20 protein-coding genes and 1 tRNA gene are annotated in these 21,155 nt (G+C 68.7%); 15 read left to right on the top strand and 6 right to left on the bottom strand.

Features of this window, described 5'->3' with window-relative positions:
* Nucleotides 1-3 precede the first annotated feature (3 nt).
* A complete protein-coding gene (acs, locus tag LVY72_RS16695) occupies nt 4-1,986 on the top strand; it encodes an acetate--CoA ligase (RefSeq protein ID WP_237822908.1) in 1,983 nt (660 codons plus the stop codon).
* Between the two features lie 70 nt (nt 1,987-2,056).
* A complete protein-coding gene (aroQ, locus tag LVY72_RS16700; RefSeq protein WP_237822910.1) occupies nt 2,057-2,524 on the top strand; it encodes a type II 3-dehydroquinate dehydratase in 468 nt (155 codons plus the stop codon).
* A gap of 3 nt (nt 2,525-2,527) precedes the next feature.
* Here aroQ and LVY72_RS16705 read toward each other — a convergent pair whose 3' ends face one another.
* The gene (locus LVY72_RS16705; RefSeq protein WP_237822912.1) at nt 2,528-3,697 is read right to left on the bottom strand and encodes a MarP family serine protease; all 1,170 of its coding nucleotides are present in this window, start codon (nt 3,695-3,697) and stop codon (nt 2,528-2,530) included.
* Between the two features lie 288 nt (nt 3,698-3,985).
* Here LVY72_RS16705 and LVY72_RS16710 point away from each other — a divergent pair, with 288 nt between their 5' ends.
* Nucleotides 3,986-4,663 carry a Crp/Fnr family transcriptional regulator gene (locus LVY72_RS16710; RefSeq protein ID WP_237822914.1) on the top strand — a complete coding sequence of 226 codons (678 nt, stop codon included), beginning with the start codon at nt 3,986-3,988 and terminating at the stop codon, nt 4,661-4,663.
* 93 nt (nt 4,664-4,756) lie between these two features.
* On the opposite strand, the gene LVY72_RS16715 is transcribed toward LVY72_RS16710, so the two are convergent.
* The 3 genes from LVY72_RS16715 to sp36 form a co-directional block, all read right to left on the bottom strand.
* Entirely contained in the window at nt 4,757-5,578 is an 822-nt protein-coding gene (locus LVY72_RS16715; RefSeq protein WP_237822915.1) for an NUDIX hydrolase, read from the bottom strand.
* Between the two features lie 196 nt (nt 5,579-5,774).
* Nucleotides 5,775-6,260: a RidA family protein gene (locus tag LVY72_RS16720; protein ID WP_237822917.1), complete on the bottom strand. Its 486-nt coding sequence runs from the start codon at nt 6,258-6,260 to the stop codon at nt 5,775-5,777.
* A gap of 1 nt (nt 6,261) precedes the next feature.
* Entirely contained in the window at nt 6,262-6,417 is a 156-nt protein-coding gene (sp36, locus tag LVY72_RS16725; RefSeq protein WP_237822919.1) for a Sp36 family protein, read from the bottom strand.
* Between the two features lie 37 nt (nt 6,418-6,454).
* Here sp36 and LVY72_RS16730 point away from each other — a divergent pair, with 37 nt between their 5' ends.
* The 5 genes from LVY72_RS16730 (at nt 6,455) to LVY72_RS16750 (ending at nt 11,825) form a co-directional block, all read left to right on the top strand.
* Nucleotides 6,455-8,671, top strand: coding sequence for a transglycosylase domain-containing protein (locus LVY72_RS16730; RefSeq protein WP_237822921.1), 2,217 nt, complete (start codon nt 6,455-6,457; stop codon nt 8,669-8,671).
* Nucleotides 8,672-8,673: 2 nt separating this feature from the next.
* The gene (locus LVY72_RS16735; RefSeq protein WP_237822923.1) at nt 8,674-9,618 is read left to right on the top strand and encodes a metallophosphoesterase; all 945 of its coding nucleotides are present in this window, start codon (nt 8,674-8,676) and stop codon (nt 9,616-9,618) included.
* Between the two features lie 132 nt (nt 9,619-9,750).
* Nucleotides 9,751-9,827, top strand: a tRNA-Pro gene (locus tag LVY72_RS16740).
* Between the two features lie 108 nt (nt 9,828-9,935).
* A complete protein-coding gene (locus LVY72_RS16745) occupies nt 9,936-11,099 on the top strand; it encodes an FAD-dependent monooxygenase (protein ID WP_237822925.1) in 1,164 nt (387 codons plus the stop codon).
* Between the two features lie 111 nt (nt 11,100-11,210).
* Complete coding sequence (locus LVY72_RS16750; protein ID WP_237822926.1) at nt 11,211-11,825, top strand: hypothetical protein; 615 nt, start codon at nt 11,211-11,213, stop codon at nt 11,823-11,825.
* A gap of 40 nt (nt 11,826-11,865) precedes the next feature.
* On the opposite strand, the gene LVY72_RS16755 is transcribed toward LVY72_RS16750, so the two are convergent.
* Nucleotides 11,866-12,822, bottom strand: a complete 957-nt coding sequence (locus LVY72_RS16755) for a phosphoribosylaminoimidazolesuccinocarboxamide synthase (RefSeq protein WP_237822928.1) — start codon at nt 12,820-12,822, stop codon at nt 11,866-11,868.
* A gap of 4 nt (nt 12,823-12,826) precedes the next feature.
* On the bottom strand, nt 12,827-14,137 hold the full coding sequence (purD, locus tag LVY72_RS16760; RefSeq protein ID WP_237822930.1) for a phosphoribosylamine--glycine ligase: 1,311 nt from the start codon (nt 14,135-14,137) through the stop codon (nt 12,827-12,829).
* Between the two features lie 66 nt (nt 14,138-14,203).
* Here purD and LVY72_RS16765 point away from each other — a divergent pair, with 66 nt between their 5' ends.
* The 7 genes from LVY72_RS16765 (at nt 14,204) to purM (ending at nt 21,148) form a co-directional block, all read left to right on the top strand.
* Nucleotides 14,204-15,208 (top strand): asparaginase, encoded by a 1,005-nt coding sequence (locus LVY72_RS16765; protein ID WP_237822932.1) that lies wholly within the window; start codon nt 14,204-14,206, stop codon nt 15,206-15,208.
* 2 nt (nt 15,209-15,210) lie between these two features.
* Complete coding sequence (locus LVY72_RS16770) at nt 15,211-15,594, top strand: sterol carrier family protein (RefSeq protein ID WP_237822933.1); 384 nt, start codon at nt 15,211-15,213, stop codon at nt 15,592-15,594.
* A 10-nt stretch (nt 15,595-15,604) separates the two neighbouring features.
* Nucleotides 15,605-16,039: a hypothetical protein gene (locus tag LVY72_RS16775; RefSeq protein ID WP_237822935.1), complete on the top strand. Its 435-nt coding sequence runs from the start codon at nt 15,605-15,607 to the stop codon at nt 16,037-16,039.
* On the top strand, nt 16,032-16,655 hold the full coding sequence (locus LVY72_RS16780; protein ID WP_237822937.1) for a class I SAM-dependent methyltransferase: 624 nt from the start codon (nt 16,032-16,034) through the stop codon (nt 16,653-16,655). The genes LVY72_RS16775 and LVY72_RS16780 overlap by 8 nt, the downstream gene beginning before the upstream one ends.
* 307 nt (nt 16,656-16,962) lie before the next feature.
* Nucleotides 16,963-18,303, top strand: a complete 1,341-nt coding sequence (locus tag LVY72_RS16785) for an MFS transporter (protein WP_237822939.1) — start codon at nt 16,963-16,965, stop codon at nt 18,301-18,303.
* 161 nt (nt 18,304-18,464) lie between these two features.
* A complete protein-coding gene (gene purF / locus LVY72_RS16790) occupies nt 18,465-20,018 on the top strand; it encodes an amidophosphoribosyltransferase (protein WP_237822941.1) in 1,554 nt (517 codons plus the stop codon).
* Nucleotides 20,015-21,148: a phosphoribosylformylglycinamidine cyclo-ligase gene (gene purM / locus LVY72_RS16795; RefSeq protein ID WP_237822943.1), complete on the top strand. Its 1,134-nt coding sequence runs from the start codon at nt 20,015-20,017 to the stop codon at nt 21,146-21,148. The genes purF and purM overlap by 4 nt, the downstream gene beginning before the upstream one ends.
* The last annotated feature ends 7 nt before the right edge of the window (nt 21,149-21,155 follow it).

Here is a 21,155-nt window from a genome sequence, read left to right on the forward strand (position 1 = left end):
CACATGACCGAAGCCAACGGAAACCAGTCCGCTGCCACTCACGACGCGCTGGAGAACCTGCTGCAGGAGAACCGCCAGTTCCCGCCGAGCCCGGAGTTTGCCGCGGCGGCGGTGGCGCGGCCGGGGATCTATGAGGAGGCGGCTGCGGACCGTCCGGCGTTCTGGGCGAAGCAGGCGCGGGAGCTTTTGTCCTGGGAGCGGGACTTCGAGACGGCGCTTGACTGGTCGGATCCGCCGTTCGCCAAGTGGTTTTCCGGCGGCACGCTGAACGCGGCGTACAACGCGCTGGACCGGCATGTGGAGAACGGGCTCGGGGACCGGGTGGCGATCCATTTCGAGGGCGAGCCCGGCGACACCCGCAGCTACACCTACGCGCAGCTGACCGAAGAGGTCAAGAAGGCCGCCAACGCGTTCGAGTCCCTGGGCGTTTCCAAGGGCGACCGGGTGGCCGTCTACCTGCCGATGATTCCGGAGGCGGTGATCACCATGCTGGCCTGCGCACGGATCGGCGCGGTGCACTCGGTGGTCTTCGGCGGCTTCTCCGCCGAGGCCCTGCGCAGCCGGATCGAGGACGCCGAGGCCAAGCTGGTGGTCACCGCGGACGGCACCTTCCGGCGCGGCAAGCCCTCGGCGCTGAAGCCCGCGGTGGACGCGGCACTGGCCGAGGACGGCCACACCGTCAGCAGCGTCGTGGTGGTGCGGCGCAACAACGAGCCGGTGGACTGGACCGCCGGCCGGGACAAGTGGTGGGACGAGACCGTGGGGAGCGCCTCGGCCGAGCACACCGCGGTGGCGCACGACGCCGAGCACCCGCTGTTCATCCTCTACACCTCCGGCACCACCGGCAAGCCCAAGGGCATCCTGCACACCACCGGCGGCTACCTCACCCAGTGTGCCTACACCCACAGGGCCGTGTTCGACCTCAAGCCCGAGACCGACGTGTTCTGGTGCACCGCGGACATCGGCTGGGTCACCGGGCACTCCTACGTCACCTACGCCCCACTGATCAACGGCGCCACCCAGCTGATGTACGAAGGCACACCGGACAGCCCGCACCAGGGCCGCTGGTGGGAACTGGTCCAGAAGTACAAGGTCTCCATCCTCTACACCGCCCCGACCGCCATCCGCACCATGATGAAGTGGGGCGAGGACATCCCGGCCCGCTACGACCTGTCCTCCCTGCGCGTGCTCGGCAGTGTGGGCGAGCCGATCAACCCCGAGGCCTGGATGTGGTACCGCCGCGTCATCGGCGGCGACAAGGCGCCCATCGTGGACACCTGGTGGCAGACCGAGACCGGGGCGCACATGATCGCCCCGCTGCCCGGGATCACCGCCACCAAGCCCGGCTCGGCCCAGGTTCCCGTGCCCGGCATCGCCGTGGACATCGTGGACGAAACCGGGGCGCCGGTGCCCAACGGGCACGGCGGCTACCTGGTCATCCGCGAACCCTGGCCGGCGATGCTGCGCGGCATCTGGGGCGACCCGCAGCGGTTCAAGGACACCTACTGGTCCCGGTTCGAGGGCATGTACTTCGCCGGCGACGGCGCGAAGAAGGACGACGACGGCGACATCTGGCTGCTGGGCCGGGTCGACGACGTGATGAACGTCTCGGGCCACCGCCTGTCCACCACCGAAATCGAATCCGCCCTGGTCTCCCATCCCGCCGTGGCCGAGGCCGCCGTCGTCGGCGCGGCCGACGAGACCACCGGTGAGGCCGTGGTCGCCTTCGTCATCCTGCGCGGCTCCGCCGCCGAACAGCCCCAGGAAGAGATCACCGCCGAACTGCGCGAGCACGTCGGGAAGGAAATCGGCCCGATCGCCAAACCCCGCCGCATCCTCATCGTCCCGGAACTGCCCAAGACCCGTTCCGGCAAAATCATGCGCCGCCTGCTCAAGGACATCGCCGAAGGCCGCGAAGCCGGCGACGCCACCACCCTGGCCGACAACACCGTCATGACCCAGATCGCCAACAGCCTCAAAGGCTGACCGGCCCCGGCGCCGGAGATCCGCCGCGTGGCGGATCTCCGGCGCCGGTCCGGCCGGGCATAGTTAAGCCATGACTTCAGAAACCCCAATCGACAGCAGCGCACCGGCCACCAGGATCCTGGTCCTCAACGGCCCCAACCTGAACCTGCTGGGGACCCGGGAACCGGAAATCTATGGCTCGTCCACGCTGGCCGACGTTGAACAGCTGGCCGCGGACACCGGCGCCGGCTTTGGCTGGACCGTCGAATGCCTCCAGTCCAACCACGAAGGCGAACTGGTCGATGCCATCCACCGCGCGCGGACTACCGCCGCGGCCATCGTGATCAACCCCGGCGCCTACAGCCACACGTCGGTGGCCATCCGCGACGCCCTCACCGGCGTCATGCTGCCGGTGGTCGAGGTGCATATCAGCAACATCCACAAGCGTGAGGAGTTCCGCCACCACTCCTACGTCTCCGGCGTGGCGGATGCCATCATCGTGGGCGCGGGCATCACCGGCTACCGGCTCGCACTCGAGTACCTGGCCGAGCGGCTCTAGCGGCTATTTCTGCACGCACTGTCCGGCGGCCACCGCATCCTGGTAACCGGCAGCGGCGTCGATGACCGGTTGGATTTCCTCCAGCGCCAGCGCATAGCCCACCGGCACATTCTCCGTGGACTTGGCGAAGACCAGTCCGGCCACCCGGCCATCGGTGTCCAGCAACGGGCCGCCCGAATTACCCTGCTGCACGTTGGCGGCCAGGGTATAGACCACCAGCGGGGACCGCTCGGCCCCATAGATGTCCTGTACCAACACCGTGGACCGGCCCTGCACAGTGGCCGGTGCGCTCCGGAACGGGCCGCCGGCGGGATAACCGGCAAAGGCCGCGTCGGCACCGGCCGGCAAGTCCTGTGCGGCCACCGGCAACGGACGGACATTCAACCCGTCCACCGCCAGCACGGCCACGTCCTTGACCGGGTTGATGTAGACCACGCGTGCGGGCTGCACCCGTCCATCCGGGATCTCCACGACCGGTTCGCTGACTCCCGCCACCACGTGGGCGTTGGTCAGGACCCGGTCCGGGGCAACGACGAAGCCGGAGCCGGTCTGGTTCTGCCCGCATTGGAAGGCGGTGCCCGCAATCTTGAGCACCGAGGCTCCGGCCAGATTCAGGGCCTCGGTGTCTGTGCTCGCGTCCGGTACGTCGACCGGCTGGACCGGTCCGGTCTCGTGCACGACCTTCGGGATACCGTCCGCGACGGTGATGGACCGGATCTGCGCCAGCCAGGCTTTGACCGGTTCCGGCGTGGCCCCGTCGATGGCACGGATCACCTGGGACGAGGCTATCTGCTGTGAGATGAACGGCACACCCAGGCTGGCGATGCTGAAGGCCAGCATCGACATCACCAGCGCCGCCACGATGACGTTGACCGCCCCGCCCAGCAGGCGGTCCAGCGGCTTGACGCTCGGCAAGTCCAGCCGGCGCCGGATGGCCGCGCCGATGCCCGATCCCAAAGCGTGGCCCAGGATTACCAGCAGCACGGCGACGGCGATGATCGCGGTCAGGCGCCAGCCAGCGTCCGGGACCCACATGCTCACCAGCGGGATCGACACGAACGCCGCCACAGCCCCGACCGCGAACCCGATGACGCCACCCAGGGTCACGAGGAACCCCTTGCGCAGGCCGGCTACCAGATACGACAGCAAGACCAGCACCAAGAGGATATCCAACAGGCTCAGACCAAAAAGCAAACTATCTCCGTAGGCAGGTAGCGGCACCCGGTACACCGGTTGCCGGATGCGGCCAGGCCGCCGGGATTATCCAAGTCTAGTGGGGGTTGCTGAGAATTTGCTCGGCGGTTCCTGTGACGGCCGGAGCCAGGCCCCGGCGAGCCCGGCCATGGTGCCCGAACCCTGTGGAAGATGTCACATCCGCTGTAGATACGGCAAAATGGATTCCAGTGCCTAAGCTGACAGCAGCCGACATGACTGAAAATTGTTACAGAACCAGGAGAATTCATGGACATTGAGATCCTTCGCCGCGCCCCCCTCTTCGCATCTCTCGACGACGATGTCTTCGCAGCGCTGACTGACGAACTGACCGAGGTGGATCTTTCGCGCGGCGCCTCAGTGTTCCGTGAAGGCGACCAGGGCGACCAGCTCTACTTCATCGTCTCGGGCAAGATCAAGCTCGGCCGCACCGCCGCCGACGGCCGCGAGAACCTGGTGGCCATCCTCGGCCCCGGCGAACTGTTCGGCGAGATGGCCCTGTTCGACCCCAGCCCGCGCAGCACCTCGGCCACCGCGGTCTCCGAAACCCGGCTGGCCGGGCTGAAGAACGAGAACCTGCGCACGCTGCTGGAAACCCGTCCCGAGGTTTCCGCCCAGCTGCTCCAGGCCTTGGCCCGCCGCCTGCGCCGCACCAACGACTCGCTGGCCGACCTGGTCTTCTCCGACGTTCCCGGCCGCGTGGCCAAGGCGCTGCTGGACCTGGCGGACCGCTTCGGCCGCCCGGCCACGGACGGCATCCTCGTGGCGCACGAGCTGACCCAGGAAGAGCTGGCCCAGCTGGTCGGCGCCTCCCGCGAAACCGTCAACAAGGCGCTGGCCGAGTTCGTCCAGCGTGGCTGGCTGCGGCTGGAGGCGCGCGCCGTCGTCATCCTCGACATCCAGCGGCTGCGCCAGCGTTCGCGCTGATCCCCGGCCGGCTGGCGACAGCCACCCACGACGGCGGCGGGCACCCATCCGGTGCCCGCCGCCGTCGTCTGCCGATATTTTTTTGCCCGCCGCTCAGCGGCTGCGCTGCACCGCACCGTCCTCGGCGGCGAAGTTTGCCACCACTTCCAGCATCGGGGTGCCATCGACGAGCACCAGCTCGGGATGGTACTTAACCACGCCGCGCTTGTGCGCGAGGTAGGCAACCGTGCCGCGGGCTGCCGCCAGCTTTTCCAGGATGATCTCCACCGCTGGGTTGGCCAGCTGGCTCAGCGTCAGCCCGCGGGTGTCTTCCTGGCCCACCAGGTCGCCCAGCGACGAAGTCTCCCGCCCGGCCAGCAGCTGGCGGGCACAGACCCAGGACGCCCAGGTGCCCTTGCTGGCCAGCAGGCTGGGCTGCTGGTTGACCGGCTGGGCCGCGGCAAAGTAGCGCGTGTCGAAACGGCGGTGGGCAAAGTCGGGGCTCAGCCAGTTGGACAACGGCTTGAGCAGGTCGCTGCGCAGCCCCAGGCCGCGGCGGGCGAGGACCTCGCCGAATCCTTTGTCCTGGGCCGCTACCGCCTCGCGGGCGGCCATCCATTCCTCCCCCGCCGGATGTTCCACCAGCGACGATTCGTCCGGCCCGGCCAGCAGGATCCCCGTCTCCTCGAACAGCTCCCGGACCGCGGCCACGACATGGGCGCGGGCCTGGCGGTGGTCCGTCAGCCCAAGCATTGAGGCCCACTTCGCGGCGGACGGTCCGAACCAGTTCAGGTCCTCGTCGTCGGCGGCTTCGATGCTGCCGCCGGGAAACGCAACGGTGCCCAGCGGAGAGTCGCCGGAACGGTAGCCCAGGTAGGTTTCCATGCCCTGCGGGCTGTCCCGCACCAGCACCACGGACGAGGCCGGACGCGGCATGCGAGGGGTCCGTTCCCCGTGCTCGAACCAGCTGCGCGCCGCCCCCAGATAGTCCGGTGGCAGGGCGAACAGACGCCGCGACGGGCTGCCGGCGCGCCGGCCCTCCGGTCCGCCCGCTTCGCTCGCGGCGGGGCCCTCGGGCCTAGCGCGTCGACCCTCCCCACCGCTCGCTTCGCTCGCGGCGGGGCCCTCGGGCCTAGCTGAACTCGGCAATCAGCTCGACCTCGACCGGGGAGTCCAGCGGCAGCACGGACACGCCGACGGCGGAACGGGCATGCGCCCCTGCGTCGCCGAAGGCCTTGCCCAGCAGCTCGGAAGCACCGTTGATGACGGCTGGCTGGCCGGTGAATCCCGGGTCGGAGGCAACAAAGCCGACCACTTTGACGATCCGGGTGACCCGGTCCAGGTCCCCGATCACGCTCTTGACGGCGGCGAGGGCGTTGACCGCGCAGGTCCGGGCCAGCACGGCAGCCTCTTCGGCGCCGACGGCCGCACCGACCTTGCCGGCGGCGGGCAGCTGGCCGTCCACGAAGGGCAGCTGGCCGGAGGTGTAGACATAGTTGCCGGACACCACGGCGGGCACGTAGGCGGCAACCGGAGCCGCGACCTCGGGAAGCTTCAGGCCGAGGTCCGCCAGACGCTGCTCGACGGCGGAAACGGAGTCGGTCCGGGACTGGGGCATGCTACTGCTTCTCCCTCTTCATGTAAGCAACAATGTTGGTGGTTCCGGGCATCTGGAGCACCTGGACAAGCTCCCAGCCGTCCTCTCCCCACTGGTCGAGAATCTGCTTGGTGGCATGCACAATCAGCGGAACGGTGGCGTACTCCCATGTCGTCATACGTCAAAGCCTAACCCCAGCTTGTAAACTGAAGCGCATGGCGTCTCGTAAATCACCGTTCTTCGACACTGCGACAACGCTGGGAAAGGTCATTGCTTTTCTCGGCATCAGTGCCCTCTGCGGTGTGCTCGCTGCCGGTCTGCTCGTGCCCGCGGCGGCGGTGGCCGGGGTCGGCGCCACCTCCTCGATCGAGTACTTCGACAAGCTGCCGGCTGAGCTGAACACCAACCCGCTGTCCCAGGCCTCGAAGATCTACTCGGCCGACGGCAAGCTCATTGCCACGTTCTATGACGAGAACCGGGTACCCGTCAAGCTGGACAAGGTATCCCAGCATATGCAGGACGCCATCGTCTCCATCGAGGATGTGCGCTTCTTCGAGCACGGTGGCGTGGACCCGCAGGGCATCATGCGTGCGGCGGCCAGCAACCTCGCCGGCGGCGGCCAGCAGGGCGCCTCCACGCTGACCATGCAGTATGTCAACAACGTGCTGATCGACGCCGGCGCGGCCGAGGGCAAGTCCGCCGACGAACTGACCATCAGCGGCACCAAGTCCATCGGGGACAAGCTGCGCGAGGCCAAGCTCGCCATCGCCCTCGAGAAGAAGTACTCCAAAGAGGAGATCCTCCAGGGCTACCTGAATATCGTGCTGTTCAGCGGGCAGACCTACGGGATCGAAGCGGCCGCCCGGACGTTCTTCGGCGTGCATGCCAGCGAGCTGAGCATCCCGCAGTCCGCCATGCTGGCCGGCATGGTCCAGTCCCCCAACTACTTCAATCCCGTCACCAACCCCGAGGCGACGAAGGAGCGCCGGGACACGGTGCTGGCCGCGATGCTGCGCAGCAAGAAGATCAGCCAGCAGGAGTACGACAAGGCTGTCGCCACGGATCTGGGCCTGAACGTGAAGCAGGTGCAGTCCGGCTGTGTAGCTGCCAACTTTGCCGCCTACTTCTGCAACTACGTCAAGCACGTGATCATGCAGTCCGATGCTTTTGGCAAGACGGCGGACGACCGTGCCAAGCTGCTGGCCCGCGGCGGCCTGACCATCAAGACGACACTGGATTCCCGGCTGCAGAGCCAGGCCCAGCAGGCGCTCGAGCGGCAGGTGCCCAAGGGCGATCCCTCCGGGGCCGGGTCCTCGATGGTCTCGGTGGAGCCGGGGACCGGCAAGATCCTGGCCATGGCCCAGAATACGAATTACAACCCGGCCAAGGGCAGCAAGAATACCGAGCTGAACTTCAATGTGGACGCGGACATGGGCGGCACCTCCTACGGCTTCCAGCCCGGGTCCACCATGAAGCCGTTCACCACGGTGGCGTGGCTGGAAGCCGGCCACACGCTCAACGCGACCATCGACGCCCGGCGGACGAGCTACCCCGGCGGCTACCCCTGGCGGGCCAGCTGCCTGCCGGACAACGCCTACTTCCAGCCCTGGGACTTCAAGAACGCCCTGCCCGGCTACGAGCGCACGATGACCGTCAGCCAGGGCCTGACCTGGTCCGTGAACTCCGCCACCGTGGCGGAGGCCGCCATGCTTGACCTGTGCGACATCCGCGACGTCGCCAGCCGGATGGGCGTGCACCGTGCGGCCGACGGCAAGGAACTGGACGTCAGCACGCCGTCCTTCCTCATCGGCGGCCAGGAAGTCGCCCCGCTGACGATGGCGGGCGCGTTCGCGACCTTCGCCAACAGCGGCGAGTATTGTGAGCCGATCGCGCTGACCTCCGTGAAGGATGCGCAGGGCAACAAGTACAAGGTGCCCAGGTCCAACTGCAAGCAGGCGATGTCCCCGGAGATCGCCGCGGCCATCAGCATCCCGCTGACCAACCTGATCAACAGCAACCAGGGCCAGCTGCGCCCGATCGGTGTGCCCGCCGCAGCCAAGACCGGCACCACGGACGCCTCCGAGCAGACCTGGACCGTCGGCTACACCAAGGGCATCTCGACGGCCTCGTGGGTGGGCAACTGGACGTCCAACACCTCGATGAACGGCGTGGCCATCAACGGGGTGGCCCGCGACTACGTGGACGGCTCCACCATCGCCGGTGCCCAGTGGACCGAGTACATGCGCGCCGTCGCCCCGCTCTACGCCACCGGCTCATTCGACAGCGCGCCCTCGCACATCGTGGGCCAGGTTCAGCAGCCAACGGCGCCGAGCACCAGCAATAACAATGACGACAAGGAATCGGACGGCGGCAGCGGCAACAACGGCCGCGGCAACGGCAACGGCAACGGCAACGGCAACGGCAACGACTGATCATGGTTGCCGCAACGATCCGCCGGCGGCTCGCCGGCGCGGGATGGTTTGCCGCCTGCGCCGCTGCCGCGGGCGGCGCAGCCCTGGCCTACGGCAGCCTGATCGAACGCAACCTTTTCGGCATCCGCGAGGAGACGCTGGCCATCCTGCCGCCCGGGCGCAAGCCGCTGCGGCTGCTGCATCTTTCGGATATCCATCTGGTTCCGGGCCAGACGCTGAAGCAGAACTGGCTGCGGTCCCTGGCCTCGACGCAGCCGGACCTGGTGGTCAACACCGGGGACAACCTGAGCCACCGCCAGTCAGTGGAACCCCTGCTTGACGCGCTGGCTCCGCTGCTGCAGTTTCCCGGCGTCTTCGTAGCCGGCTCCAATGACTACTATGCGCCCGTGCCGAAGAACCCCTTCAGCTATTTCGCCGGCCCGTCCAAACTGCCCAAGGACTACGGCTCGCGCGAACTACCCTGGCGCCAGATGCACCAGGCCTTCGGCAATGCCGGCTGGATCGACCTGTCCAACCGGCACCAGTCGATTGTCGTGGACGGGCTGCGCCTGGACTTCACCGGCGTGGACGACCCGCACCTGCAGCGCGACAGGTACACCGGCTTCCCCAAGGGGTCGGTGTCCTCCGGCCGGGCCGCGAACCTGCGCATCGCCGTCGCCCACGCCCCCTACCAGCGGGTCCTGGACTACTTCACCGGCGACGGCGCAGAGCTCATCCTGGCGGGCCACACCCACGGCGGCCAGGTCTGTCTGCCCGGCTACGGCGCACTGCTCAGCAACTGCGACCTGCCCACCTGGCGCGCCCGCGGCCTGACCTGGTGGGAACACGCCGGACGCAGCGTGCCGCTGAACGTCTCCGCCGGCATTGGCACCTCCAGGATGGCGCCGGTGAGGTTCGCCTGCCGGCCCGAAGCCGTGCTGCTGGAGTTGGTGGCCCGACCCGCCTGAACTGCCGCCGCACTTGAGGTGAGGCAGGCGTCACACCGGGCCGATTTTTGGTTTGAGGGGTTTCTCCGCTACGCTTATACAGTTGCTTTCGCAGCGATGGACCGGAGGAAATGCCCTCCGGAAACCGTTTCACGGGGTGTGGCGCAGTTTGGTAGCGCGCGTCGTTCGGGACGACGAGGTCGCAGGTTCAAATCCTGTCACCCCGACCAGTGAAGCAAAGAAAGGCCTCCGGGGCCGGCTTAACCGCCAGTCCCGGAGGCCTTTTTAGTTCCTGCCGGCGTGCCGGACTCGCCCGGTACGCCACTAGGATGGGTCCCATGGCAACTACTGGACGCTCGGCAATCATTGTCGGGGCAGGAATCGGCGGCTTGGCCACGGCTTTGGCGCTGCAGAATACCGGCTGGAACGTGCACGTCATCGAGCGCACCGGCTCCACGGCCGTGCCCGGCACCGGCCTGTCCGTCTGGCCCAACGGCACCGCGGCGCTGGAGCGGCTCGGCCTGGGCGAGCGCTTCGAGCGGATCTCCGTTCCCGTCCGCGGCGGTGCGCTGGACTTGGACGGCCGGCCGATCATGGAACTGGATCCGGCAGACCTGCGCGACCGCTACGGCCACGGGGTACGGATGGTGCGCCGCGAGGACCTGACGGCGTTGCTGGCCGGAGCCTTGGCCGTGAACACCGTCCACCGCGGCCTGCCGGTGGTCCACTTCGAGCCCGGGACGCCGTCCAGCACGCTGGTCCTGGAGAACGGCGGACGGCAGCACGCCGAGCTGGTGGTCGGCGCGGACGGCCTCAACTCACTGGTGCGCCGGGCGCTGATTGGCGACGGGGCGCCGCGGCGCTCCGGACTGACGGCGTTCCGGGCCGTCTGCGCGGCCGGCAGCCCGGACTTGGCGTCAGTGCCGTGGGGCGAGACCTGGGGGCCCGGGGCGGTCTTTGGCATGGCCCCGCTGCCCGGCGGCCAGACCTACTGGTACGGCACCATCAGCAGCGACGAGTTCCGCAGTTCGCCGCTGACCACCCTGAAGGCGATGGCACTGGACCGTTTCGGACATTGGAATTCCGGGATCGCGCAGGTGATCGGCCGCACCGCCGAGGAGGCGGTCATGGCCCATGAACTCTTCGACCGCAAACCGGAGCCGGTATGGTCAGGCCGCTCGGCCACGCTGGTCGGGGATGCCGCCCACCCGATGCTGCCGTTCCTGGGCCAGGGGGCCTGCCAGGCACTCGAGGACGCGGTGGTCCTGGCCGATAGCCTGGCCGCCGCCGGGAACGTCCAGGACGGCCTGCTGGCCTACGACGCCGAGCGGGTTCCGCGGACCTCGCGGATCGTCAAGCGGTCACGCAGCATGGGCCGGCTGGCCCAGCTTCAGCGTCCGAGGCTGCGCACGGCGCGGAACAGCGTCCTGCGGATCCTGCCGCGGGGCCTGCGGCTGAAGCAGCTGGACGGGGTGCTCGGGCCGGCAGCACGGCCTGAGTAGCGGCATCGCCTGGCCCATTGACTTGCCGGCTGCTGCGGTACTGCAATAGCTGTACGGGCAGCGGTCCCCCGGGCCGGCGCCCGGAGTCTACGGGGCTGTCAGGAGGCCGCCATGAGTCTGGCTGACTACGGACTGTTGGGGCTGTCCGCTGCCTTGGCCGCGGGCATTATCGCGCTGGCGGCTTGGGCCATCGGCGTTGCCCTGCGCCGGGAGGAGCGGCTTGACGCACTGTTCTGGTACGGCTTCGCGGGCGCCTGCTGTGCGGCGGCCGTGGTCCTGATCGCCGCCGTGGCCTATCCGGCGGCGGCGCCGGCGTTGATCCTGCTGACGCTCTCCTGTGTCCTCCCGGCCGGGCTGTACGTCCAGCGCAGCTGGTCGCAGTCCAGTCCCGCCGGGCGGCACCGGGCTTGGCGGGAACTGATGGCGCGGCATGACGCCGCGCTGGCGCGGTGGGCGCGCTACGAACTCGATCCCGCCAGCTATCCGGAAGCCGGTGCCATGGCCGATGTCCGGCGCGCGGAAACGGCGGCGATGATCCGGTCCATGCGGCAGGCAGCCGCCCTCCGCCGCGCCGCATCCGGCCGGCACGGCGGACACGCAAAGCGCGGCGGTTACGCGAAGCGCGGCGCCGGGGCGGCCGATCTGGCAGCGTACTCGCGTGCGGTAGCTGATTTCGAGCGCTGCCTGGCCGCAGCCGAGCAGGCCGCCGGCCTCGGCCCCATTTAGCGGCCGGCGTCCCGGGAGCGCGGCCCCCGGAACCCACCCGCTATGCGAACTTCCGGCCGGTCAGCCGCTCGTACGCTTCGACGTAGCGGGCCCGCGTCTTCTCCACGATCTCAAGCGGCAGCGCCGGCGGCGGTGTATCCGAGGCCTTGTCCCAGCCCGACTCGGCCGAGGTCAGCCAGTCCCGCACGAACTGTTTGTCGAAGGAGGCCTGCGCTTGCCCCGGCCGGTAGGTTTCGGCGTCCCAGAAGCGCGAGGAGTCCGGGGTCAGCACTTCGTCGCCCAGGATGATCGTGCCGGTGGCCGGGTTGGTGCCGAATTCCACCTTGGTGTCGGCCAGGATGATGCCGCGGGCCCGGGCGATCTCCTCGGCACGGGTATAGATCTGCAAGGTCAGCTCCCGCAGCCGTGCCGCCGTTCCGGCGCCGACGGTGTCCACGACGGCGTCGAACGTGATGTTCTCGTCGTGTTCGCCGACCTCGGCCTTGGCCGAGGGGGTGAAGATCGCCGGCTCCAGCCGCGAACCGTCCACCAGCCCCTCGGGCAGAGGCAGCCCGCACACGGTGCGCGACTGCCGGTATTCCGCCAGGCCGGAGCCGGTCAGGTAGCCGCGGGCAATGCATTCGACCGGGTACATGTCCAGCCGCCGGCAGATCATGGCCCGGCCCGCCACCGCCTGAGGAACATCGGTGGAGACCACGTGGTTGGCCACGGGGTCCGGGCCCGCGGCCAACTGCTCGAACCACCACAGGCTCAGCTGGGTCAGGATCTTGCCCTTGTCCGGGATTTCGGTGCTGAGCACATGGTCATAGGCGCTGATCCTGTCGCTGGCGACCACCAGCACTGTGTCGTTGCGCTGGTCCAGCAAGCCCTCGGCGGCGATGTCGTCGCTGTCGGTGGCCACCCGGGCCGTTTCGGCCGGTACGTAGAGGTCCCTGACCTTGCCGGAGTAGACGTGGGTCCAGCCCGGCAGTTCCGGGTGCGATGGTGCGAAGGACATGGCCCTACTCCTTGCCTGCCGAGGCCGGAGCCTCGCCGCGCCGGGCCGGTATGCTGATCTTTCCTTCGGATGCCTTGAGCGCGATGTCGGTGCGGTACTGGGCCCCGTCCAGATCGATCAGCGCGGCACCGGCATAGGCGCGTTCGCGCGCCTCCACGAGGTCCTCGCCGAGGGCGACGACGGCCAGGACCCGGCCGCCGGCGCTGACCGCCTTGCCGTCCTGAAGGCGTGTGCCGGCATGGATCACGTGCACATCCGGCAGCGCGGCGGCCTTCTTCAGGCCGCGGATCCGGTCCCCGGTCCGCGGTGTGTCCGGATAGTTTTTGGCGGCAACAACGACGGCGACGGCGGCCTCGCGGCTCCAGTGCAGCTGCTCGGTGCCGTCGAGTTCGCCCTTGGCCGCGGCCAGCAGCAGGCCGCCCAGCGGGGTCTTCAGCCGGGCCAGCACCACCTGGGTCTCCGGGTCGCCGAAGCGGGCATTGAACTCGATCACCCGCAGGCCGCGGCTGGTGACCGCCAGGCCGCAGTACAGTACCCCGACAAACGGCGTGCCGCGGTGTTCCATCTCGCGGATGGTCGGCAGCGCTACGCGCTCCATCACCTCGTCCACGAAGCCGGCCGGCAGCCACTCCAGCGGGGAGTAGGCCCCCATGCCGCCGGTATTGGGACCTTGGTCGCCGTCGTAAATGCGCTTGAAGTCCTGCGCCGGCACCAGCGGCACCGCGTGCCTGCCGTCGGAAATGACGAAGAGGGAAACCTCGGGCCCGTCTAGGTACTCCTCGATGACCACCTCGCCGCCGGCATCGAAGCAGGACTGTGCGTGCGCCAGCGCCGCCGCGCGGTCCTCGGTGACCACCACGCCCTTGCCGGCAGCCAGCCCGTCATCCTTGACCACGTAGGGGGCGCCGAACCGGTCCAGTGCCTCGGCGGCTTCGGCCGCGTTGGCGGCGACATGGGCCATTGCGGTGGGGACGTTGGCGGCGGCCATGACCTGCTTGGCGAAGGCCTTGGAGCCCTCCAGCCTCGCGGCTGCCTTGCTCGGACCGAACACCGGGATGCCGGCGGCACGCAGCGGATCCGCAACACCGGCAGCCAGCGGGGCTTCCGGGCCCACCACGACCAGGTCCGCCTCGAGCTTGCGGGCCAGCGCGGTGACCGCTTCGGGGTCGTTGGCGTCGATGCTGTGGGTGGGGACCATGTCGGCAATGCCCGCGTTGCCCGGTGCCGCGTGGACTTCGGAGACATACGGATCAGCCAGCAAGGCTCGGACAATGGCGTGTTCGCGGCCTCCGGGGCCAATCACAAGAACCTTCACAAGGTCTAAGCCTACTGGCTCCGCGCGCCGCGCCAGAAGTTGATTCCCGGCCCCTAGACTGAACCTATGCTTGAGACTTTCAGGGCCTCGGACGCTGCCGAGCTGGCGGTGGTCGAGCGCAACGGCTTCATCGAGTCCCGCCACTTGGGCTCCGCCGTCGTAATGGCCGCCGACGGGTCGGTGGTCACCGAACTGGGCGACATCGCCGCGCCGATCTTCCCCCGCTCCACGCTCAAGCCGCTCCAGGCCCTGGCCTCCATGCGTTCGGGCGTGCCGCTGCGCGGCGCGCAGGTGGCCCTGGCCTGCGGCAGCCACGTCGGCTCCCGGGAGCACATGGAGGTGGCAGCCGGCATGCTCCGGGCCGCCGGCCTGACCTCGGCGCAGCTGCAATGCCCGCCGGCGTGGCCGGCGGACGAGGAGGCCCGGACCTGGCTGATCCGTGCCGACCGCGGCCGGCAACGCCTGGCCTTCAACTGTTCCGGTAAGCACGCCGCGTTCCTCTGGGCTTGCACGGAGAACCATTGGGATGTGCCCACGTACCTGGAGCCGAACCACCCGATGCAGCGGCTGGTGATGGAAACGGTCGAGGAGTATACGGAAGAGAGGATCGGCCACATCGCCGTGGACGGCTGCGGGGCCCCCGTGCCGGCGGTCTCGCTGCACGGGCTGGCACGCGCCGTCGGCAAACTCGCCAAGGCACCCTCGGACCGGAACGCCGATGCCCGCGCCGCCACGATCGCGACCGCCATGGTCGACTATTCGTGGGCGGTCCAGGGCCACGGCGCGGAAAACACCGTGGTGATGGAGGAACTGCAGATCCTGGCCAAGCTCGGCGCCGAGGGTGTGATGGTGATGGGCACCCCGACGGGGGTCTCGGTGGCCGTGAAGATCCTGGACGGCAGCCTGCGGGCGGCCTCGCTGATCGCGCTGACGCTGCTGGCCGCCGCCGGGGCGGTCGGTGCGGTGGAGGTCGGGCCGGTGCTGGACCGCGTGGTCAAGCCGGTGCTCGGCCGCGGCCAGCCGGTGGGCCGGCTGCGCCTGGCCCCGCCCGTGATGGCGCTGCTGGATTAGCCGTGGCTACCCGGCGGAGGATCCCGGCCGCAGACGGCCAGGCCGCGCTGGACGCGTGGCGCTCCGGCAGCACGGACCGGAAAGTGGTGGCCGCGGCGGTGCGCTACAGCCTTGAGGAATTGGCCGAACGGGCACCGGGCAACAGCGTAGAGGTCAGGGTGCCCCCGTTCGGGGTGGCGCAGTGCATCGAGGGGCCCCGGCATACGCGCGGCACGCCGCCGAATGTGGTGGAGTGCGACGCCGCCACCTGGCTCGAGCTCGCTACCGGCGGCACCGGCTGGGCGGCGGCCGTGGCGGCCGGCCGGGTGGCGGCCTCGGGGCTGCGGGCCGAACTCGCCGAGTGGCTGCCGCTCTTTGGCACCAGGCAGGCTCCCGCCAGCCGGTAGGGTTGAAGGCATGAATTCCGAACCATCGCCCACGCCCGAGGGGGCCGCACCCGCAGCCCGCGGGCGCCGCGAGCTCATCGTCCGCCGCGCCCCGAAGTTCGTCCCCTTCATGGTGGCTGGCACCGTGCTGGGCGTGGTGGTGGCGGCGGTGGTGGCACTGGCCGGTCCCGAAAGCGCCGAATTCACCCGCGGTGCGGTCTTCGGGTTCTTCGGTGTCCTGTTCGGTCTGGCCGGCCTGCTGGTCGGCGCGGTGGTGGCGCTGGTTTTGGACCGGGTGGGCCTCAAACACGCGGAACACCTCTACGCCGAAGAGATTGATCCAGCAGCAGAGACCAACGCGGCGGAGTCCGGTGCGGCCAACGGGACCGGCACGGCCGGTGGAACCGCGGGCGGACCGGACGGTACCGATGCCCAGGACCCGCCGGAGCGGCGGCCCGGTGGATAACCCCGAGGATTTCTGGGACTCCTTCTACCGTGAGCGCAGCCAGGTCTGGAGCGGGGAGCCCAACAAATTCCTGGTCCGCGAAGCTGCTTCACTGGCGCCGCGGTCCGCGCTGGATCTCGGCTGCGGCGAAGGGGCCGACGCCATCTGGCTGGCGCAGCACGGTTGGTCGGTTACCGCGATCGACATTTCCGCCGTAGCCCTTGGCCGGGCGGCCGCGCATGCAGCCGCTCTCGGCCTCGCCGGCCGGATCGACTGGCAGCAGCACGACCTGGCCGCGTGGACTCCCACGGCAGCCTATGACCTGGTGTCCGCGCAGTTCCTGCACTCGCCGGTGGATTTTCCGCGCGAAGAGGTCCTGCGCACCGCCGCAGGCGCGGTCGCTCCCGGAGGCACCCTGCTCGTGGTCGGCCATGAAGCATTCCCGCCCTGGTCCCGGCATCCGGCACCCGAGGTGCCGCTGCCCCGGCCGGCGGAAGTGGCCGACCAGCTCGGTCTGGCCGCCGGGCACTGGCAGGTGGAGACGGCCGAGTCCCCTGCCCGCGAGGTCACCGGCCCGGATGGTCAGTCCGCCGTCCTCACCGACAGTGTGCTGCGGGTCAGGCGCCTGGACCACTGACCGGGCCTCCCCCCTTCCCCATTCCTACCCCCCTACCCCTACCCCTACCCAACTTGGGCGGGATAGTTGCTGTTATCAGGGCTGATAACAGCAACTATCCCGCCCAAGTTGCAGTGGAGGGGCTGCCAGGTTCACGGCGCCTTCAGCCGCTGCAGTCCCACCGACCAAATTAATTCAGTCCACCCCTTGGTGACGCAGGCCACATGGCCTACCATTTTCTCAGGCGGTATCCGAACAAATGTGCGCAATTCGCACATAACAGCCTTCGAATCCCGTGATTCGGCCCAAACTGAGAAGGACTTCCCCTATGAAAACCATCCCGCGCGGAACCGGCAGCTCCGTGGAACAGGCCCACCGGACACGGCGCGCCAAGAAGGCAGCCCTCGCCGCGTTCCTGGGCGGCATGCTGGAGTACTACGACTTCTTCGTGTACGCCACCGCTGCGTCGCTGGTCTTCTCCACCATCTTTTTCCCGGCAGGCAATCCCACCGCCGCCCTCATTGCCTCGTTCGCCACCTTCGGTGTCGCCTATGTGGCCAGGCCGTTCGGCGCCGTCGTCTTCGGTCACCTGGGCGACCGGATCGGGCGCAAGAACACCCTCGTGCTGACCTTGGTGCTAATGGGTGGGTCGACGTTCCTCATTGGCCTGCTGCCCGACTTCCAGACTGTCGGTTACCTCGCCCCCGTCCTGCTGGTCGCGCTGCGCCTGATGCAGGGGCTGTCCGCCGGGGCGGAGACTGCCGGGGCGTCGGCCCTGACCATGGAGGAGTCCCCGGTGGGCCGCCGGGGCTTCTTCCCCTCGTTCGCGATGAGCGGCATTTCCGCCGGCATCGTGCTGGCCTCCCTGGTCTTCCTGCCGGTAGCCGCGATGGACGACGCCGACCGCCTGGCCTGGGGCTGGCGCATTCCATTCTGGTCATCGCTGGCGGTACTGCTCGTGGCCTACCTTGTCCGCCGGACGCTCGAGGAGCCCGAGGTCTTCGAGGAGAAGGCCCAGCACCGCGACCTGGTGAAACTGCCGTTCGCCCAGATGTTCCGCACCCATCCAGCCCAGTTCTGCCAGGTGGCGCTGATGTCCTTTGAGACCGTCACCAACACGTTCATGCAGGCGTTCGGCCTGGCCTTCGCCGTCTCCGTCGGCATCCCGGCCCAGACCATGCTGCTGGTGAGCGTACTGGGCAACGTGATCGCCATCGGCTCCCAGCCGCTCATGGCGCTGTTCTCGGACAAGTTTGGCCGGCGCCGGATCTTCATCCTGGGCGTGCTGGGCTCCGGAATGCTGATCTTCGTATACTTCTGGGCGATCTCCACCCAGCAGATCGCCCTGATCTTCGTGGTCAGCACCATGATCACCGCCGGCACCTACTCGATGTCCAATGCCATCTACCCGGCCTGGTTCGCGGAATTGTTCAACGTGCGCGTGCGCTACTCCGGCATGGCCATCGGTCTGCAGGTCGGCATCCTCTGCGCCGGCTTTACCCCGTTGCTGGGCACCGCCTTGGTCGGTGCCGACCATGCCAACTGGGGCCCTGCCGCCTGGATCGTCGCCGGGTCATCCGTGATCGCTGTCATCGGCGCACTGTGGGCAAGGGAGACCTACCGGACGCCGATCCACGAACTCGGCAACCCCATCCACGGCACGAAATAACCCGTCACACCCTCCCCTTCCCCCGACTTGGGCGGGATAGATGCTGTTATCGGGCTCCAAAACAGCAACTATCCCGCCCAAGTTGCGAAGGGGGAGTTTGGTGCGGACCGGCGGCTCCGACGCGTTGCCGAGGCCCGCCGGCGGCATGAGACAATACTGGGGTGGTACGCGGCGACGGAAAACTCTCCCATGATCTTCTCCCCGGCGAAAAAGGACCCCAGGACGCCTGCGGCGTGTTCGGTGTCTGGGCCCCCGGCGAGGAAGTAGCAAAACTGACCTATTACGGACTCTATGCCCTGCAGCACCGCGGGCAGGAGTCCGCCGGCATCGCCACCAGCGATGGCAAGCGGATCAATGTCTACAAGGACATGGGCCTGGTCTCCCAGGTCTTCGACGAAACGACGCTGAACACCCTCACCGGGCACATCGCCGTCGGGCATTGCCGGTACTCGACCACCGGCGGCTCCACCTGGGCCAATGCCCAGCCCACGCTCGGCGCCACCGCCAGCGGCACTGTGGCACTGGCCCACAACGGCAACCTGACCAATTCGGCGGAGCTGTACGAAAAGGTCCTGGAGATCTTCGGCAAGCCCGACCGTGGCGAACTGGCCCAGGGCAACACCACGGACACCGCCCTGGTGACGGCACTGCTGGCGGGCGAGCCCGGGCAGACGCTGGAAGAGCGGGCCATGGAGCTGCTGCCGAAGCTGCGCGGTGCCTTCTGCTTCACGTTCATGGACGAAGGCACGCTGTACGCGGCGCGCGACGACGCCGGCGTGCGCCCGCTGGTGCTGGGCCGGCTGGAACGCGGCTGGGTGGTCGCCTCGGAGACCGCTGCCCTGGACATCGTGGGCGCTTCCTTTGTCCGCGAGATCGAGCCGGGCGAGTTCATCGCCATCGACGAGAACGGCCTGCGCTCGCAGCGTTTCGCCGAGAAGCGGCCGGCCGGCTGTGTCTTCGAATACGTCTACCTGGCCCGCCCGGACACTGCCATCAACGGCCGCAGCATCCACGCCGCGCGCGTGGAAATGGGACGCCGGCTGGCCCAGGAGCATCCGGTCGAGGCGGACCTGGTCATTCCCACCCCCGAGTCCGGCACCCCCGCCGCGATCGGCTACGCCGAGGCCTCGGGCATCCCTTACGGCCAGGGCCTGGTCAAGAACGCCTACGTGGGCCGGACCTTCATCCAGCCCAGCCAGACCATCCGACAGCTGGGCATCCGGCTGAAGCTGAATCCGCTGAGGGATGTGGTCCAGGGCAAGCGGCTCGTGGTGATCGACGACTCGATCGTCCGCGGCAACACCCAGCGCGCGCTCGTGCGGATGCTGCGGGAGGCCGGGGCGGCCGAGGTCCATGTGCGTATCTCCTCGCCGCCGATCAAGTGGCCGTGCTTCTACGGCATCGACTTCGCCACCCGCGCCGAACTGATCGCCAACGGTATCGGCGTCGACGATGTGCGTGCCTCGCTCGGGGCGGACTCGCTGGGCTACATCTCCGAGGACGGGATGATTGAAGCCACCGAGCAGCCGCGCGAGCGCCTGTGCACCGCGTGCTTCACCGGGAACTACCCGATCGAACTGCCGGAAGCTGACCGGCTGGGTAAGAACCTACTGGAACGCCCGGCCGGCACCCCCGAACACGGCTCCTGCGATCCCGGACCGGACGCGGACCTGGAGAACGTGCTGACCGACGACGACAAGAAAGAACGAGTATGACCTCCCGCCCGCAGGACGCCAGCCCGATCACCTACGCCAGCGCCGGCGTCGACGTCGAAGCCGGCGACCGTGCCGTCGAACTGATGAAGGATGCGGTCAAGGCGACGCACAACGCGAACGTACTGGGCGGCGTCGGCGGTTTCGCCGGGCTCTACGACGTTTCCGCGCTGCTGTCCTACCGCAAGCCGCTGCTGGCGACGTCCACCGACGGGGTGGGCACCAAGGTGGCCATCGCCCAGGCCATGGACGTCCATGACACCATCGGTTTCGACCTGGTCGGCATGGTGGTGGACGACATCGTCGTGGTCGGCGCCGAGCCGCTGTTCATGACCGACTACATCGCCTGCGGCAAGGTGGTCCCGGAACGGATCGCCGACATTGTGCGCGGCATCGCGGCCGCCTGCGAGGTGGCCGGCACCGCGCTGGTCGGCGGCGAGACCGCCGAGCACCCGGGCCTGCTGGGCGAGCACGAGTACGACGTCGCCGGCGCGGCCACCGGCGTAGTGGAGGCGGACTCGCTGCTGGGCCCGGACCGGGTCAGGGACGGCGACGTCGTGATTGGCATGGCGTCCTCGGGCATCCACTCCAACGGCTATTCACTGGTCCGGCGGGTCATCAACCACGCCGGCTGGGCGTTGGACCGGCAGGTTTCCGAACTCGGGCGTACCCTGGGCGAGGAACTGCTCGAGCCCACCCGCGTCTACGCCGCGGACTGCCTGGATTTGGCCCGCTTACTGCCCGTGTCCGGCGGCGCCGGCGTGCACGGCTTCAGCCATGTCACTGGCGGCGGACTGGCCGCCAACCTGGCCCGGGTGCTGCCCAAGGGTCTGATGGCCACGGTGGACCGCTCCACCTGGGAGCTACCGCCGGTCTTCAAGCTGATCGCCGAGCTGGGCAGCGTCCCGCAGCCGGACCTGGAGCGCACGCTGAACCTGGGCGTGGGCATGGTCGCCATCGTCGACGCCGGCTCGGCCGACGCTGCCCTGGCGCGCCTGAACGACCGCGGCCTGCCGTCTTGGATCATGGGCCGCGTGGGCGCCGTGGATGCCGCCCTGAGCGGTCCGGACTTCGTCCAAGGTGCCAAGGGCGTCGACGGCGGCGCGGTGCACCTGGTCAACAGCTACGCCTGACCCCCGC

It is taken from the genome of Arthrobacter hankyongi (assembly GCF_022012395.1).
GTDB lineage: Bacteria > Actinomycetota > Actinomycetes > Actinomycetales > Micrococcaceae > Crystallibacter > Crystallibacter hankyongi.

Bases quoted from the DNA above. Each gene is read 5' to 3' on its own strand.
- acs (WP_237822908.1), top strand. From the start codon at position 4: ATGACCGAAGCCAACGGAAACCAGTCCGCTGCCACTCACGACGCGCTG.
- aroQ (WP_237822910.1), top strand. From the start codon at position 2,057: ATGACTTCAGAAACCCCAATCGACAGCAGCGCACCGGCCACCAGGATC.
- LVY72_RS16710 (WP_237822914.1), top strand. From the start codon at position 3,986: ATGGACATTGAGATCCTTCGCCGCGCCCCCCTCTTCGCATCTCTCGAC.
- LVY72_RS16715 (WP_237822915.1), bottom strand. From the start codon at position 5,578: ATGCCGCGTCCGGCCTCGTCCGTGGTGCTGGTGCGGGACAGCCCGCAG.
- LVY72_RS16720 (WP_237822917.1), bottom strand. From the start codon at position 6,260: ATGCCCCAGTCCCGGACCGACTCCGTTTCCGCCGTCGAGCAGCGTCTG.
- sp36 (WP_237822919.1), bottom strand. From the start codon at position 6,417: ATGACGACATGGGAGTACGCCACCGTTCCGCTGATTGTGCATGCCACC.
- LVY72_RS16730 (WP_237822921.1), top strand. From the start codon at position 6,455: ATGGCGTCTCGTAAATCACCGTTCTTCGACACTGCGACAACGCTGGGA.
- LVY72_RS16735 (WP_237822923.1), top strand. From the start codon at position 8,674: ATGGTTGCCGCAACGATCCGCCGGCGGCTCGCCGGCGCGGGATGGTTT.
- LVY72_RS16745 (WP_237822925.1), top strand. From the start codon at position 9,936: ATGGCAACTACTGGACGCTCGGCAATCATTGTCGGGGCAGGAATCGGC.
- LVY72_RS16750 (WP_237822926.1), top strand. From the start codon at position 11,211: ATGAGTCTGGCTGACTACGGACTGTTGGGGCTGTCCGCTGCCTTGGCC.
- LVY72_RS16755 (WP_237822928.1), bottom strand. From the start codon at position 12,822: ATGTCCTTCGCACCATCGCACCCGGAACTGCCGGGCTGGACCCACGTC.
- LVY72_RS16765 (WP_237822932.1), top strand. From the start codon at position 14,204: ATGCTTGAGACTTTCAGGGCCTCGGACGCTGCCGAGCTGGCGGTGGTC.
- LVY72_RS16775 (WP_237822935.1), top strand. From the start codon at position 15,605: ATGAATTCCGAACCATCGCCCACGCCCGAGGGGGCCGCACCCGCAGCC.
- LVY72_RS16785 (WP_237822939.1), top strand. From the start codon at position 16,963: ATGAAAACCATCCCGCGCGGAACCGGCAGCTCCGTGGAACAGGCCCAC.
- purM (WP_237822943.1), top strand. From the start codon at position 20,015: ATGACCTCCCGCCCGCAGGACGCCAGCCCGATCACCTACGCCAGCGCC.